This window comes from Kribbella sp. CA-253562 (assembly GCF_050942265.1).
In the GTDB taxonomy this organism is placed as follows: Bacteria; Actinomycetota; Actinomycetes; order Propionibacteriales; family Kribbellaceae; genus Kribbella.
Genome location: NZ_CP192049.1, coordinates 6,320,802 through 6,334,840, shown reverse-complemented (window position 1 = coordinate 6,334,840; position 14,039 = coordinate 6,320,802). Strand labels below are relative to the sequence as shown.

General features: G+C 71.0%; 14 protein-coding genes. 6 read left to right on the top strand and 8 right to left on the bottom strand.

The genetic code is table 11. The annotated features are described in order from the left end of the window. The first annotated feature begins 48 nt into the window (after window positions 1–48). On the top strand, window positions 49–2,916 hold the full coding sequence (locus ACQPXM_RS29780) for a DEAD/DEAH box helicase (RefSeq protein WP_432939594.1): 2,868 nt from the start codon (window positions 49–51) through the stop codon (window positions 2,914–2,916). A gap of 36 nt (window positions 2,917–2,952) precedes the next feature. Here the strand turns inward: ACQPXM_RS29780 and ACQPXM_RS29775 are convergent, their stop codons facing one another. Together ACQPXM_RS29775 and ACQPXM_RS29770 are read right to left on the bottom strand one after the other, a co-directional pair. Continuing rightward, window positions 2,953–4,242 carry a glycoside hydrolase domain-containing protein gene (locus ACQPXM_RS29775; protein WP_432939592.1) on the bottom strand — a complete coding sequence of 430 codons (1,290 nt, stop codon included), beginning with the start codon at window positions 4,240–4,242 and terminating at the stop codon, window positions 2,953–2,955. Between the two features lie 61 nt (window positions 4,243–4,303). Next, window positions 4,304–4,816, bottom strand: coding sequence for a TetR family transcriptional regulator (locus tag ACQPXM_RS29770; RefSeq protein ID WP_432939590.1), 513 nt, complete (start codon window positions 4,814–4,816; stop codon window positions 4,304–4,306). 91 nt (window positions 4,817–4,907) lie between these two features. Here ACQPXM_RS29770 and ACQPXM_RS29765 point away from each other — a divergent pair, with 91 nt between their 5' ends. The 4 genes from ACQPXM_RS29765 to ACQPXM_RS29750 are packed head-to-tail and all read left to right on the top strand — an operon-like array spanning window position 4,908 to window position 8,040. Then, a complete protein-coding gene (locus ACQPXM_RS29765; protein WP_432939587.1) occupies window positions 4,908–5,339 on the top strand; it encodes a nuclear transport factor 2 family protein in 432 nt (143 codons plus the stop codon). Further along, complete coding sequence (locus ACQPXM_RS29760) at window positions 5,242–5,715, top strand: GyrI-like domain-containing protein (protein WP_432939585.1); 474 nt, start codon at window positions 5,242–5,244, stop codon at window positions 5,713–5,715. The genes ACQPXM_RS29765 and ACQPXM_RS29760 overlap by 98 nt, the downstream gene beginning before the upstream one ends. Further along, window positions 5,716–6,771, top strand: coding sequence for a DUF5937 family protein (locus tag ACQPXM_RS29755; protein ID WP_432939583.1), 1,056 nt, complete (start codon window positions 5,716–5,718; stop codon window positions 6,769–6,771). Window positions 6,772–6,825: 54 nt separating this feature from the next. Next, on the top strand, window positions 6,826–8,040 hold the full coding sequence (locus ACQPXM_RS29750) for an MFS transporter (RefSeq protein WP_432939581.1): 1,215 nt from the start codon (window positions 6,826–6,828) through the stop codon (window positions 8,038–8,040). Here ACQPXM_RS29750 and ACQPXM_RS29745 read toward each other — a convergent pair. Further along, window positions 8,024–9,079: an FAD-dependent oxidoreductase gene (locus ACQPXM_RS29745; RefSeq protein ID WP_432939578.1), complete on the bottom strand. Its 1,056-nt coding sequence runs from the start codon at window positions 9,077–9,079 to the stop codon at window positions 8,024–8,026. The genes ACQPXM_RS29750 and ACQPXM_RS29745 overlap by 17 nt on opposite strands. Window positions 9,080–9,143: 64 nt before the next feature. Between ACQPXM_RS29745 and ACQPXM_RS29740 the strand changes: the two genes are divergently transcribed. Further along, window positions 9,144–10,064, top strand: a complete 921-nt coding sequence (locus ACQPXM_RS29740) for a LysR family transcriptional regulator (RefSeq protein WP_432939575.1) — start codon at window positions 9,144–9,146, stop codon at window positions 10,062–10,064. A gap of 2 nt (window positions 10,065–10,066) precedes the next feature. Here ACQPXM_RS29740 and ACQPXM_RS29735 read toward each other — a convergent pair whose 3' ends face one another. The 5 genes from ACQPXM_RS29735 to ACQPXM_RS29715 all read right to left on the bottom strand — a co-directional run bounded on the left by ACQPXM_RS29735 (window position 10,067) and on the right by ACQPXM_RS29715 (window position 14,035). Next, a complete protein-coding gene (locus ACQPXM_RS29735) occupies window positions 10,067–10,984 on the bottom strand; it encodes a S66 peptidase family protein (RefSeq protein ID WP_432939573.1) in 918 nt (305 codons plus the stop codon). A gap of 14 nt (window positions 10,985–10,998) precedes the next feature. Next, a complete protein-coding gene (locus ACQPXM_RS29730; protein WP_432939571.1) occupies window positions 10,999–11,487 on the bottom strand; it encodes a 2,4'-dihydroxyacetophenone dioxygenase family protein in 489 nt (162 codons plus the stop codon). 13 nt (window positions 11,488–11,500) lie between these two features. Next, the gene (locus ACQPXM_RS29725; protein ID WP_432939569.1) at window positions 11,501–12,205 is read right to left on the bottom strand and encodes an SDR family NAD(P)-dependent oxidoreductase; all 705 of its coding nucleotides are present in this window, start codon (window positions 12,203–12,205) and stop codon (window positions 11,501–11,503) included. A gap of 336 nt (window positions 12,206–12,541) precedes the next feature. Continuing rightward, window positions 12,542–13,222 (bottom strand): hypothetical protein, encoded by a 681-nt coding sequence (locus ACQPXM_RS29720; RefSeq protein WP_432939566.1) that lies wholly within the window; start codon window positions 13,220–13,222, stop codon window positions 12,542–12,544. A 123-nt stretch (window positions 13,223–13,345) separates the two neighbouring features. After that, window positions 13,346–14,035: a hypothetical protein gene (locus tag ACQPXM_RS29715; RefSeq protein ID WP_432939564.1), complete on the bottom strand. Its 690-nt coding sequence runs from the start codon at window positions 14,033–14,035 to the stop codon at window positions 13,346–13,348. Window positions 14,036–14,039 lie beyond the last annotated feature (4 nt).

Below are 14,039 nucleotides of genomic sequence, written 5' to 3'. Positions count from 1 at the left end.
AGGCGGGTGGGCGGGGTTCTGGGGGTGCGGGCCGCTAGCCTGGGGGGCATGAGCACCCCGTCCGAGAAGTACGCCCTTTTCCGCTCGGACCAGGAGCATCCCGCCGTGAAGGAGTTCCGGGGGCTCTACGACTTCGAGCTGGACGAGTTCCAGCTGCGTGCCTGCGCCGCCCTCGAGGACGGCCACCAGGTGCTGGTCGCGGCCCCGACCGGATCCGGCAAGACGCTGGTCGGCGAGTTCGCCGTGCACCTGGCCCTGCAGCGCGGCCAGAAGTGCTTCTACACCACCCCGATCAAGGCCCTGAGCAACCAGAAGTACGCCGACCTGGTCAGCCGCTACGGCCACGACAAGGTCGGGCTGCTGACCGGCGACAACTCGATCAACTCCGAGGCCCCGATCGTCGTGATGACGACCGAGGTGCTGCGCAACATGCTGTACGCCGGTTCGCACACCCTGCTCGGCCTGTCGTACGTCGTGATGGACGAGGTGCACTACCTGGCCGACCGGTCCCGCGGCGCGGTCTGGGAGGAAGTGATCATCCACCTGCCGGACTCGGTCGCGGTGGTCTCGCTGTCGGCGACGGTGAGCAACGCCGAGGAGTTCGGCGACTGGCTGGAGACCGTGCGCGGCAACACCGTCGTCGTCCTGGAGGAGAAGCGGCCGGTCCCGCTGTTCCAGCACGTGATGGTCGGCAAGCGGCTGCACGACCTGTTCGCGGGGGAGACGCCGACCGCCGGCGCGGCGCAGGCGCAGTTCGGCCCGTCGGCCGGGCGGCCGTCGAAGTCCGGCAACCCCGCGAAGGCCGCGGCCCAGAAGGCGGGCCAGAGCACGGCGCCGGACCTGCGCGACCTGGTCAACCCGCAGCTGGTCCGGATCGCCCGCGACGACAACCGGATCTTCCGCGACGACTCGCGCAAGCCGCGCCGCCGCCGCGACCTGCCGAAGACCCGGCCGGGCAAGTCGCACTTCACGCCGTACCGGTCGGACGTGGTCGAGGAGCTGGACGCGGGTGCGCTGCTGCCGGCGATCTACTTCATCTTCTCCCGCAAGGGCTGCGAGGACGCGATGCTGCAGTGCCTGCGGTCCGGGCTGCGGCTGACCAAGCCGGGCGAGCGCGACGAGATCAAGCGGGTGCTGGCCGAGCGCACCGTCGACCTGCCCGACGAGGACCTCGGTGTGCTCGGGTACCACGACTTCGCCGAGGCGCTCAGCCGCGGCATCGCGGCGCACCACGCGGGCATGCTGGCGGCGTTCAAGGAGGTCGTCGAGGAGCTGTTCGCGCGCGGCCTGATCAAGGTCGTGTTCGCCACCGAGACACTTGCCCTGGGCATCAACATGCCGGCCCGCACGGTGGTGCTGGAGAAGCTCAGCAAGTGGAACGGCGAGGCCCATGTCGACATCACGCCGGGGGAGTACACGCAGCTGACCGGCCGGGCCGGGCGGCGCGGGATCGACGTCGAGGGGCACGCGGTCGTGCTGTGGCAGCCGGGCTTCGACCCGCGGGCGGTCGCGGGCCTGGCGTCGACCCGTACGTATCCGCTGCGCTCGTCGTTCTCCCCGTCGTACAACATGGCGGTGAACCTGGTCCGTCAGGTCGGGCGGAGCAGGGCGCGGGACATGCTGGAGCTGTCGTTCGCGCAGTTCCAGTCCGACCAGGCCGTGGTCGGGCTGGCCCGGCAGGTGCAGCGCAACACCGAGGCGCTCGAGGGCTACAAGGAGTCGATCGACTGCCACCTGGGCGATTTCCTGGAGTACGCCGACCTGCGGCGCCGGATCGGCGAGCGGGAGTCGTCCGGCTCGAAGCGGCGCAAGCTGGACCGCCGGGTCGAGGCGCAGGAGTCGATCGAGAAGCTGCGGATCGGCGACATCATCCGGATCCCGGCCGGCCGCAGCGCGGGCTGGGCGCTGGTGCTCGACCCGGGCATGCGCTCGGAGCGCGAAGGCCCGCGGCCGACCGTGCTGACCCTGGACCGGCAGGTCCGCAAGCTGTCGATGGTCGACTTCCCGACGCCGGTCGAGTCGATCGGATCACTGCGGGTGCCGAAGAAGTTCAACGCGCGCAACCCGCAGCAGCGCCGCGAGCTGGCGCAGCTGCTGCGCAACCGGACCGACATGCACGGCGAGGACGGTCCGCCGTCGTCGCGCAGCCGCAGCGGCGACGTGATCACGCACGCCGACGACCCGGTGCTGCAGGAGATGCGGGCCGAGCTGCGCGCGCATCCGTGCCACGGGTGCGCCGACCGCGAGGACCACGCCCGCTGGGCCGAGCGCTACTTCCGGCTCGACCGGGAGAACCGCGAGGTCCAGCGCAAGATCGAGCAGCGGACCAACACGATCGCCCGGCAGTTCGACCGGGTCTGCCAGGTGCTCGACGCGCTGCACTACCTGGACGGCGACAAGACCACCGAGGCCGGCGACCGGCTGTCGCGGATCTACACGGAGCTCGACCTGGTCGCGGCCGAGTGCCTGCGCCAGGGCGTGTTCGACGACCTGGACGTGCCGCAGCTCGCGGCCTGCCTGGCGGCGCTGGTCTACGAGTCGCGCTCGAAGGACGAGCCGACCTCGCCGCGGTTGCCGCGCGGTGAGGTGCGGGACGCGCTGGAGAAGATGGGTGCGATCTGGCGGGACCTGTCGGCGCTGGAGCGGGACATGCGGGTCGACTTCCTGCGCTCGATGGACCTGGGCTTCTGCTGGGCGGCGTTCCGGTGGGCGTCGGGGGCGTCGCTGAGCGAGGTGCTGTACGAGTCGGATCTCGCAGCCGGTGACTTCGTCCGCTGGGTGAAGCAGCTGATCGACCTCACCGAGCAGGTCGCCGACGCGGCCGGCCCGACGCCGCTGCGGGCGACGGCCCGCGCGGTGACCGAGGAGATCCGGCGCGGCGTGATCTCGTACGCGTCGGTGGTCGACGACGTCTAGGGCGTTCTCCTAGTGCGAGGTATCGGGAGACACGCCCTAGCAACGCCTGTTCGGTGCGGTGTAGGTCGTGTTGCTCGCGGTGGCGACGTAGTAGTCGGTGACGTAGCTGCCATCGGTCAGCCGGTTCCACACCGACGTCGTCCCGACCTTGCTGCCGGCGCGCTGGCAGGTGATCCACGCGAGCGAGCCGGTGGGCAAGGTGCCGACCACGCCGTACGCCGTACCCGGACCGCTGCGCCGGCTGAGCGACGTGGTGGTCTGGTACGGGAGGGAGCAGCCCGGGATCGGGTAGGAGTAGGTCGTGTTCGACGGGGTGTTGACGTAGTAGTCGGTCACGTAGGCGCCTGAGGTCAGCTTGTTCCAGACGGTGCTCGTGCCGACCTTGGTGCCGTAGGTCTGGCAGGCCACGCGAACAGTCGCGCCGGCGCCGTAGGTCGCGACGACCGGATGACTGGTGGACGGTCCGCTGCGGGCGCTCAGGGCGGTCTTGGTGGAGTACGCGAAACCGACCGAAGCGACCGGTGCGTCGAAGCGGTCGCTGTCGATGTTCAGCGTGACCCCGCCGTACGTCTCGTTGTGGTCACCCCAGTACTGCTTGGCGCGCTGGCCGGAAGCCCAGTAGGCGTTGGGCACGGTCGGCCAGTTGAACAGCCCGGTGTTCTTGTCCCAGCGGGCGATCCAGAGCGCGTCCGGTCGCGCGTACGCCGTGCTGTTGTAGACCTCGGCCAGGTGTCGCGCTCCGCTGTCCTGATGCGCGTAGACCGCGGACAGGTATCCGTGCCGGTGCAGCTCCTTGGTCCACGCCGACAGATAACTCAGGACGGCGGCCCGGCAGCTCGCGTTGCCCAGGTCGTAGTGCTCCATGTCGCCGTAGATCGCGCTGCCGCCGATGAGCCCGAGCGCCCTGGCCTTCGTCACCGCGTCCGCCGCCGACCCGCGCGCCTGGGTGGCGGCCGTCGTCGGCGACGAGGACATCTTCAACGCCCGCGTCCGGTGCGTACAGGTCGCCTGCCAGCCCAGGTAGATCGGGATCAATCGCCAACCCTGCTTGGTCACCGCGCTGACCCAGCTCGCGGTGAGCTGGGGTTGCGCGCAACTGCGGTTCCCGCCGCCGATGTAGATCCCCACCGCCCGGTACGGCGAACTCTTCCACGCCGCCATCTGCGCCACGGTCGGCGCCGTACAGGTGTCGAACGCCCACCCGGTCAGCCGCGTCGACGTGGCTCCCGCGGGGTAGGCCACCCCGGTCGCCGGCTCGGCTTCCGCCGTCCCGGCCGTTCCCACAACCAGCGCCCCAGCCGCCATCCACACCGCGAGCCGCCTCATGACAACCCCTTTCCCACCAGCAGTACACGCCCGATTCGACCGGACGGCAATGGCAAGTTTTTCAGCGCATCCCGGCGAGCACGATCTTCAGGGTCCGGCGCCGCAGGTCGGGTGTCCACGACGCCTGTTGCGCCGCCTGCGCCAAGGCCGTCAGCAAGGCCATCACCTCGTCGATCCGCACGTCGGACCGCACCTCGCCCGCGGACTTCGCCTCGGCCAGCAACCGGGCGGTCGTGGCCTTCAGCCCGCCCAACGCTTCGGCGAGGTCCAGGCCGCGTGGTGCCAGTGCGTCGACCACGGTCCGGGTCGCCGCGGCCTCGTCGACCACGGCGCGGAAGAACCGAGCCAGCGTCGCTCCGGCGGCCAGTTCGGCCAGCCGCTCCAGGGACTGCTTCATGATCGCGACGAGCAACGCGTCCTTGGTCGGGAAGTGCCGGAACACCGTACCGACCGCGACCCCGGCCTCCCGGGCCACCTGCTCGGTGGTCGCCCGAGCGCCGTGCTCGGCGAACACGGCCGCCGCCGCGGCGAGGATCGCCGCCCGGTTGCGCTGGGCGTCGGCCCTGAGTTCCACCGGACCTCCCGGGGTAGAAACCTGAGTGATCACTCACTATAGTCCGGCAGAAGATGAGTGGTGACTCATCTTTCGAGCGGAGGTGGGCGCGATGGAGCTGAACCAGGTGATCGACCGGCTGGGCCGGACGTGGACCGAAGGCCCGGCGGTGATGGACGACCTGCTGTCCGACGACGTGGTGATCGAGGTGCCGTTCGCGCCGGGCGGCGGGCAGCGCTGGGTCGGGAAGGAGAACTGGCTGGCCTATGCCGTGCCGAGCCGGGCGCAGCTGCCGGTGAGCTTCGACTCGTTCACCCAGCACGCCGTGCATCTGACGGCCGAGCCGGAGGTGGCGGTGGTCGAGTACGAGCTGGGCGGTGTGGTGGCGACGACCCGCGGGAGTCGTAGCGTGGCAGCACCAAGCACTTGTCGAGCAGGGAGGGACCATGCCGGAGATCGTCGAGCGATCGGAGCAGCCGTACGTCGCGGTGCGGGGCACGGTGCAGATGGACGAGATCGGGGCCTTCGCCGAGCGTGGTGGTGAGGTGTTCAGCTGGCTGGCGGCGCGCGGGATCACGCCGGTCGACGCGTTGTTCTTCAAGTACGACGTGGTCGACATGGACAACGGCCTGGTGATCGAGATCGGAGTGCCCGTCGCGGAGCGGCAGGCCGGTGAGGGTGAGATCGTCGCCGGTGTGCTGCCGGCTGGGCGCTACGTCAGCCACACCCACCACGGTCATCCGGACGGGCTCTACCAAGCGACTGGTGACCTGCTGGCCTGGGCCAAGCAGGAGGGGCTCGAGTGGGACGCCGACGGTGATCGCTGGACCGCCCGGCTGGAGGTCTACAGGTCCGACCCCGCCGAGGTCCCGGACCTGGACCAGTGGGAGACCGAGCTGCTGTTCCGGCTGCGGGGCTGAGTGCCGACTGTTCTGGCGGGTCTCAGCAAGCTGGACCCTGAGCGGATCCGGCATGTCGCGTCGCCGCTGATCGAGCTCGGCTGTGCGCTGCACGTACTGGCCGAGCCGCGGCATCACGACCGCACCGCCTGGGCCGAAGGCGTCCAGCTGAGCAAGTCGCTGCGCAAGGAGCTGGCCGCCTGGACCTGGACGGTCCGTGCTGTCCGCGCCCGCTTCTTCGCCACCAGTGCGGCGACCGGCCTGCCGACCTGGCAGGAGGAGCTGGACAGCCTCCGCGCCCGTACGCCGGAAGACCTGGCCGCCGAGCTCGTCCGCCCGCTGCGTGGCCGGCCGCTCAGCTCCCGGACCACCGACTCCGACGCCGTACGCCGGTGGGCGCGCAGCCGTGGCCGGGAGGTCGAGGCGTTGGTGGAGTCGCTGCTGACCGACCCGGCCGAGCCGGTCGCGCGGTTCCTGGCACTGCTCGACTCCTGCTGGCACGAGTGGTTCGGCGAGCTCTGGACCGCGTCGTGCGACCAGTTGGCCGCGCGGGGCCGGCAGGACCGGGACCTGGCGGTGCGCGACGGCGTCGCCGCGATGCTGCGGTCGCTCGACGGCGCGGTCCACCCGCGCGACGCCGACAGCGTGGTCGTCCAGAAGGTGCAGAACAAGCGGATCGACCTGGCGACGCGGTCGATGCTGCTGGTGCCGAGCAACTTCATCGCGCCGCACGTGTTCCTCGGCGAGGTGCCGGGGGAGCCGCTGACGGTGATCTACCCGGCGGCGGCCAAGCGGACCGGCGTACCGGCTGCACAGGTGGTACGGAGCCGGCTGGAGGCGCTGGCTGTACCGGACCGCCTGCAGATCTGCCGTGCGGTGGCCAGCGAGCCGCGGACCGCCGGAGAGATCGCCGCGCTCTGGGGACTCAACTCGACCCAAGTCACTCGGCACCTGCGTGCCCTGACGCGTGCCGGGCTGGTGACGGCCGAGCGGCAGGGGCGGTTCGTCGCGTACCGGCTGGACGAGCAGGTGATGCGTGCCCTCGGCACAGATCTGCTCGACCTCGTGATGCGTTGACGGATTCCGTCAATCCACCGCCGGCCCGGCTGCGATCGCGGTTGGCTGGCGGCCATGACTGCTTCCCTCCCGCCCGAGGTCCGCCGGCTGGTGGTCGCCACGCTGGTCAACACCTTCGGCAACGGCGTGTACGCCGCCGTCGGCGCGCTCTACCTGACCCGGGCCGCGGGCCTGTCGGTCGGCGAGGTCGGCCTCGGCCTGACCATCGCCGGACTGGTCGGTCTCGTCGCCAGTACGCCGCTCGGTGTCGTCGCCGACCGCCTCGGACCGAACCGCGCGTACGTCGGCTTCCTGCTGCTGCAGGCCGTCACGATGACGGCGCTCACCCAGGTCCGGTCGTTCGGCCTGTTCGTGGCCGTCGTCGGGGTGACCGCGATCGCGGACGCGGGACAGCGCGGCGCGAAGGGTGCCCTGATCGCCGGACTGGTCCCGGCCGACCAGCGGGTCCGGACGCGCGCCCTGCTCCGGGTGACCACCAACATCGGCATGGGTGTCGGGATGGCGCTGGCCGGCATCGTGCTGGCGGTCGACCAGCGCGCGGTGTACGTGATCGCGCTGCTGGCCAATGCCGCGACGTACGTCATAACGGCGGGGCTGGTGCAGTGGGGGATGACCCGGGTGCCGCCGGTGCCTTCGGCGGCCGGACCGTCGGCGCTGACCGCGCTGAAAGATCGTCCGTTCCTGGCGTTCGTCGCGCTCGACGGACTGCTCAGCATGCACAACGCGATGGCTCAGGTCGCGATCCCGCTGTGGGTCGCGACGGCAACGGACGCGCCGGCCTGGCTGATCTCGGTGCTGCTGGTGGTCAACGCGATCTCGGTGATCCTGTTGCAGATCCGGGTTGCCCGAGGCACCGAACAGTTGGCCGGTGCGGCCCGGGCCGGACGGCGGGCGGGATTCCTGCTGGCGTTGGCCTGTGGGGTCTTGGCCCTCACCGACGTCACATCGGGTGCTGTGACGATCGGTCTGCTGGTCGTTGCCGCGCTGCTTCACGTTCTGGGCGAGATGCTGCAGTCGGCGGGTGGCTGGGGGATCAGCTTCGAGCTGGCGCCGCCGGGTGGGCAGGGGCAGTACCAGGGTGCGTACGCGATGGGCACGCAGGTCGGCGACCTGGTCGCTCCGGTCGTGCTGACTGTTGTCGCGGTCAGCTGGGGATGGCCCGGATGGTTGCTCACGGCCACGATTTTCCTGGTGGCCGGCGCGCTGATCCCGGTCGCGGTCCGGCGGCACCGGCAGTGGGCGTCCGCGGAGGTCACTCAGCTGGTGTGAGCACCTTCGGGTGCAGCAGGTCGCGCAGCGCGCGGGCCGCGGCGAAGCCGGCGCGGTTGCCGCCGATGGTGCTGGCGGACGGGCCGTAGCCGACCAGGTGGATCCGCGGGTCGAGCACGGTGTGGGTGCCGTCCATCTTGATGCCGCCCGACGGCTCGCGCAGGTGCAGCGGCGCCAGGTGGCCGAGGTCGGCGCGGAATCCGGTGGCCCACAGGATCGCGTCGACCTTCTGCTCGCGCCCATCGGGCCAGACCACGCCGTACGGCGTGATCCGCTCGAACATCGGCAGGCGCGTGTAGACGCCCCGCTCGTACGCCGCCTGCTCCTGCTGCCGCAGCTGCAGGCCGGTCACGCTCACCACGCTCCGCGGCGGCAGTCCGGCGCGCACCCGTTCCTCGACCTTCGCGATGATCTTCCGTCCGAGCTCTGGTCCGAACTCTTCGTCGGTACGCCACACCGGCTCGCGCCGCGTCACCCACGTCGTCGTCGCGACCTCGGAGATCTCGGCGAGCAGCTGGACGGCGGACGCGCCACCGCCGACGACGAGCACGTGCTGCCCGGTGAACTCCTCGGCGCCGTGGTAGTCGGCGGTGTGCAGCTGCCGTCCCTGGAAGGTCTCGATGCCCGGGTACCACGGGATGAACGGCCGGTTCCAGGTGCCGGTCGCGTTGACGATCGCGTCGGCGGTGTAGGTCTCGCCGGAGGTTGTCAGTACGAACCGCCCGTCCACCTTGCGGACGCTCTCGACCACGACCGGCCGCACGACCGGGATCTCAAAGCGAGTCTCGTAGTCGGCGTAGTAGCGCGGCACGAAGACGTTCGCCCGCTCCGCGCCGATGCTCGGCGGCACGTCCGCTCCGGGCAGGTTGGCGATGCCGTGCACGTCGTTCATGGTCAGCGAGTCCCACCGGTGCTGCCAGGCGCCGCCCGGTGCGTCGTTGCGGTCGAGGACCACGACCTCGTCGTACGGCGTGAATCCCATCCGGACCAGGTGGTACGCCGCCGACAGCCCGGCCTGGCCGGCTCCGATCACCACCACTTGGGTATCCACAGAGGGTTCAACGCCACGGGCACAGCCAGGTCTTCCCGGATAACCTCCTGACATGGACCTGACCACGGCGTACGGCTATCGGCTGGACTGGGTGGTCAGCTTCGTCGCCGTCGCCCGGTACGGCGGGTTCTCGGCGGCCGCGAAGGCCGTGTTCCGCGGGCAGTCGCGGATCAGCGAGCACGTGGCGGAGCTGGAGAAGGCGCTGGGTGTGCAGCTGTTCGACCGGTCCGCGCATCCGGTCGCGCTGACGCCGGAGGGCCGGGCGCTGCTGCCGGCGGCCGAGGAGATCCTGCACCGGCTCGGCGAGCTGTCGACCGTGCGCGGGCAGGTCCGCTTCGGCACGTACCCGAGCGCGGCGGCCTGGCTGTTCCCGCAGGTCGCCGTACGGAGGCCGGAGGTCCGCCTGCTGCTCGTTGAGGGCCCGAGCATCGAGCTGGAACGCGCTCTCGTGCAAGGCGAGATCGATCTGGCCATCCGCCCGGTCCACCCGCTCGTGGTCTCGGAGTCCCTCGAACACCGAGTCCTCTGGCGCGAACCGCTCGTCGCCGTGTTCGCCGCCCAGCACCCGCTGGCCACCCAGCCCTCGATCGGCCTCGCGGAGCTCGCCACCCTCCCGCTGATCTCCATCGGCGAGTCCTCCGGCGGCCGCCAGTTCGAGTCCCACCTCGCCTTTGCGTCGGCCGGTCTGAGCCCGGTCAGCGTCTACCGCACGAACCAGCCGCAAACCCTGCTGTCATTGGTCCGCCACGGTCTCGGCACCGGAGTCACCAACGCCCTCGCCGTCACCACGGCGAACCTGGACGGCGTCCGCCTGGTCCCCATCCACGACGCGGGCGTCGAACGCCAGGTCGCCCTGTTCCTGCACCGCGACCGCCCCCGCACCCCAGCGCTCACCGCGGTGATCGACACGGTCACGTCCGTCGACCCGCCGACGTCGACGCTGCCGAACTCCGGGCGGACGCCGCCGGTCTGAGGTCACCTCACCGCGGGACCGACGGTGAGGACGCCGGCTCGCGGGTCGATGGTGGCGGTAGTCCCCAGCGGCACGGTGGCCGGCTGTGGGCCGTGGCCGACCGGCAAGCCGCCGAGGACCGGCACGGCCAGCTCGCCCAGGCGATCGCGCAGTACGTCGATCACCGACCAGCCGTCGAGGTCGTCGAAGCCGAGAACCTGCCCGACAGCAACGCCCCGCAGGCCCCGCAACACCCCGGACTTGATCAGCTGGGTCAACTGCCGATCGACCTGCCCGATCCCGTCGCCGATGTTGTTGGCCTCGATCAGCAGGATTCCGCCGTCCAGACCCTTGAGGTCCGAGCCCACGCCGTACGCGAGGGCGGCGAGGTTTCCACCGATCAGGGTGCCGGTGGCCGTGTCGCCGGTCGTCAGGGCGGCGGTGGGTTCGTCCGGTTGTTGCCGGATGACGATGCCGGCGGTGGTCATCAACGCGGACCGCAGTGTGTCGGCGCAGTCTGGGCCGTAGTGGTCCCGCCAGCTGACGAGCGGCCCGTGGATCGCACTGACGCCACATGCGTTCCACAGGGCCAGGTGCAGCGCGGTCACGTCGCTGTAGCCGACCAGAGGTTTCGGATCGCGCCGTACGGCGTCGAAGTCGATCCGCTGGCTGATCCGGAACGCGCCCTTTCCTCCGCTCGTGGCGAAGATCGCCCGCACGCCGGGATCCCGGAAGGCCTCGTCGAGATCCGCCAGCCGGTGCTCGTCGGTGCCGGCCCGGTAGCCGTCCTGGTCGAAGACGTGGCGGCCGAGCTCGACCTCCAGCCCCCAGCTCGCGAGCAACTCGGCCCCCCGGGTGACCAGGGCGCGGTCGGGCCTGCTGGACGGCGAGACGAAGCGGACCCGGTCGCCGGGCTGCAGGCGGGACGGAAGGCGCGTCATGAACGACGAGTCTGTCAGCGGACGAACTGGTCGACGTAGTCGGCGCCGAGGCCGTTGGCGGCGTAGTGGTCGCGGCAGAGCTGGATCTTGGTGAAGGTGTCCTCGTAGCCGGTTTGGTGGCCTTCGGCGTCGACGTAGATCATCGCGCCGGAGATGTTGAAGAAGGTGATCATCTCGCCGGTGTCCTCGGGCACGCGCAGGGTGTGGATCTCGCCGGGCGGCTCGTAGACGAACGAGCCGGTCTCGGCGACCCAGTCGTGTTCGTCGTACTGCCACTTGCCCTTGATGACGTAGCCGAAGACCGCGCTGGGGTGGCGGTGGCGGGACACGATGCCGGCGCGGGTGACCTTGAGCAAGTTGCACCACTGGCCGGTGACCGTGTTCAGCATCAGCGGGCGGAACCACACGTCGGGGGCCTGCGGGACCCAGAGGCGGTCGTCGTCGGGGACCGCCTGGACGGCGATCTCCAGCGGGACGGCGTCGGAGACGGGGATCTGGCTCATGGGAGTTTCTCCTTCAGGCGCTGAGATAGCCGCCGTCGACGGGCAGGACGGCGCCGGTGACGAAGCCCGCGTCGGGGCCGGTGAGGAACGCGATCGCGCCGGCCACCTCGGCCGGCGTACCCCAGCGGGCCATCGGGGTGCGGCCGAGGATCCGTTCGGACGCCGCCGGGTCGGCCTGCAGCGCGGCGGTCAGGTCGGTGGCGATCCAGCCGGGCGCGACGGCGTTCACCCGGATCCCGTCGGCAGCCCACGCGACCGCGAGCGAGCGGGTCAGCTGCACGATGCCGCCCTTGCTCGCGCTGTACGCCGGGACCAGCGGGCCGCCGAAGAAGCTCAGCATCGACGCGACGTTGACCACGCAGCCGCGGCGTACGGCGAGCGCGTCGTGCGCCGCCTCGGCGGCTCGCATCGCGCCGGTGAGGTTGATCGCCAGCACCTCGGCGAACACCTCCGGCCGGTGCTCGTCGCCGCGCCGGATGATCCCGGCGGCGTTGACCAGGACGTCGAGCGCGTCGTACGAGGTGACGAGATTCTCGAGCTCGGTCGGTGCGCGCAGGTCGAGCGCGCGGAGCTCCGCCACCTGACGGAGCTCCGCCGGAGCCGCCTCCGGGTTCAGCCCGGCCGCGACCACGCTCGCCCCGTCGCGCGCCAGCCGCAGCGCGGCGGCGGCACCGATCCCGCTGGTTCCGCCGATCACCAACACACTTCGATCCGGCATGCCGTCGATCCTGTCCCGCCGGCGTGTGCGTGCACCACCGCTACCCGAACGGCGGATCACCTCGATCCGCCGTCCTGCCGCTTGCGTCCGAAGGAGCGTGCGTTGTGGGCCTCGGTTCTTCGGACGCAACGGGGAGGAGGCTCGGGTGTGGGTGGGGTGGGGTTGTGGGTGGGGAGTGCGGGGTGTGGGTGGGGAGGGGATCGTGGGCGAGGAGTTCGGGCGCCAACGGGGAGATCCCGGGCAAAAAGAAGGCGGGGAAGCCGGGGGAGGGCCGGCTTCCCCGCTTCGGGGGGAGGGTGAGAGGCCGGGTGGGGGAGACCCGGCGTCTCGGAAGGATCAGTCGAAGCTGTGGTCGACCCGGCGGTGGTAGCGCTGACCGGCCTTGCCGCCGATCACCGCGGCCAGCAGCGTCACGACCAGCACCGCGGCACCGAGGATCAGCCCGCCGCTGGTCAGGTCCGCCTCGGCGATCGGCACGGACGGCAGGTTCACCCGCTCCAGTACGTCGTACTGCGAACCGGCGAGCGCCCCGATCCCGGCGACGATCAGCGTCACCACGACGCCGATGCCCCAGACGCCGAAGCCCTGGCGCGCGCCGTCGAAGCGCGCCAGCCGGCCGGCGACGTAGCCGCCGTTGTAGTACGCGATCGCCAGCACCAGGAGCAGGAGCGCGCCGGACACGATGCCGACCGTGCCGGCCTGCTCGTCGAAGAAGCCGCGGTCGATGCTGACGGCGTAGTCGACCGCCGCGGCGATCGCGCCGACGATCGCGGTCAGCAGCACGGTCAGGCCGACCGCGATCAGCCAGCCGAAGAAGGCCGAGCCGGCTTTGAACCCGCGGTAGACCGGGTTCACCTCGCCCTCGGTGGACGTCTTCACATTGGCCCGGTGCAGCGGCCTGCGGTCGTCGGCCGGTCCGTTCTCGACGACCGGCTGGGTCGCCGTGCGGTCGGCGGTGAAGCGCTGCGCGGGCGGACCGACGCTCGTGTCGGTGTCGTCACGGTAGTGCTGGACCATGGCAGTTCTCCTCACAAGGACAGCCCCGTCTCTCACCACTCGTACCCTCCGTGCGCTCACCCATGCGCAGCGTCCGCTCTACGAGCTCACGCTCTCGCCCGTCGGACCCGCGGTACGACCCGCTCAGTCCAGCTCGCGGTCGATCTTGTCGTGGAAGCGCCGGCCCGCGCGGCCGCCGAGGATCGCGCAGACCAGCGTGAGCAGCACGATCGCGCCCCCGGTCGCTGCGGCGCCGTACAGGAGCAGATCCGCATCGAGCGTACCCACCGCCAGCGGCAGGTCCGAACGGTCGAGGCGCCCGACCGCGTCGTACCAGACGTTCAGCGCGGCGCCGATTCCCGCGACGAACACCACCACCAGCACGGTGATCAGCCAGACGCCGACGCCCTGCCGCTTCCCGTCGAACCGGGCGAGCCGGCCCGCGACGTACCCGCCGCAGAAATACGCCAGGCACAGCACGACGGTCACACCGATCGCCGCGGCCAACGCGACTTCCGTCGGACGCTGCCGGGCGTCGGCCGCCGTGTAGTCGAGGAAGTAGCTGACCACGCCACCCAGACCAGCGACGACCAGGACGAGGAACGCGGTCATCGACAAGGCGATCAGCCAGCCGAAGAACGCGGCACCGGCCTTGAACCCCCGGTACGCCGGCCGCTCGGTCTCCACCTCCGGCTCGGCTTCCGGCGGGTCGGGAACGAGCCGGACGTTCGTCATCGCCCGGTGCGCCGCCGCCCGCGCCTCCTCGTAGCGCTGCGTGCTCGCGTCGGGCCGCAGGTCGGTCAGCGTGCCGGAGTCTTCGTACGGCTGGACCACAACA

Excerpts from the sequence above, each read along its gene's own strand:
- ACQPXM_RS29735 (WP_432939573.1), bottom strand. The coding sequence starts at position 10,984 with ATGACGCGCCTTCCGTCCCGCCTGCAGCCCGGCGACCGGGTCCGCTTC.
- ACQPXM_RS29740 (WP_432939575.1), top strand. The coding sequence starts at position 9,144 with ATGGACCTGACCACGGCGTACGGCTATCGGCTGGACTGGGTGGTCAGC.
- ACQPXM_RS29760 (WP_432939585.1), top strand. The coding sequence starts at position 5,242 with ATGCCGGAGATCGTCGAGCGATCGGAGCAGCCGTACGTCGCGGTGCGG.
- ACQPXM_RS29750 (WP_432939581.1), top strand. The coding sequence starts at position 6,826 with ATGACTGCTTCCCTCCCGCCCGAGGTCCGCCGGCTGGTGGTCGCCACG.
- ACQPXM_RS29765 (WP_432939587.1), top strand. The coding sequence starts at position 4,908 with ATGGAGCTGAACCAGGTGATCGACCGGCTGGGCCGGACGTGGACCGAA.
- ACQPXM_RS29780 (WP_432939594.1), top strand. The coding sequence starts at position 49 with ATGAGCACCCCGTCCGAGAAGTACGCCCTTTTCCGCTCGGACCAGGAG.
- ACQPXM_RS29775 (WP_432939592.1), bottom strand. The coding sequence starts at position 4,242 with ATGAGGCGGCTCGCGGTGTGGATGGCGGCTGGGGCGCTGGTTGTGGGA.
- ACQPXM_RS29730 (WP_432939571.1), bottom strand. The coding sequence starts at position 11,487 with ATGAGCCAGATCCCCGTCTCCGACGCCGTCCCGCTGGAGATCGCCGTC.
- ACQPXM_RS29725 (WP_432939569.1), bottom strand. The coding sequence starts at position 12,205 with ATGCCGGATCGAAGTGTGTTGGTGATCGGCGGAACCAGCGGGATCGGT.
- ACQPXM_RS29720 (WP_432939566.1), bottom strand. The coding sequence starts at position 13,222 with ATGGTCCAGCACTACCGTGACGACACCGACACGAGCGTCGGTCCGCCC.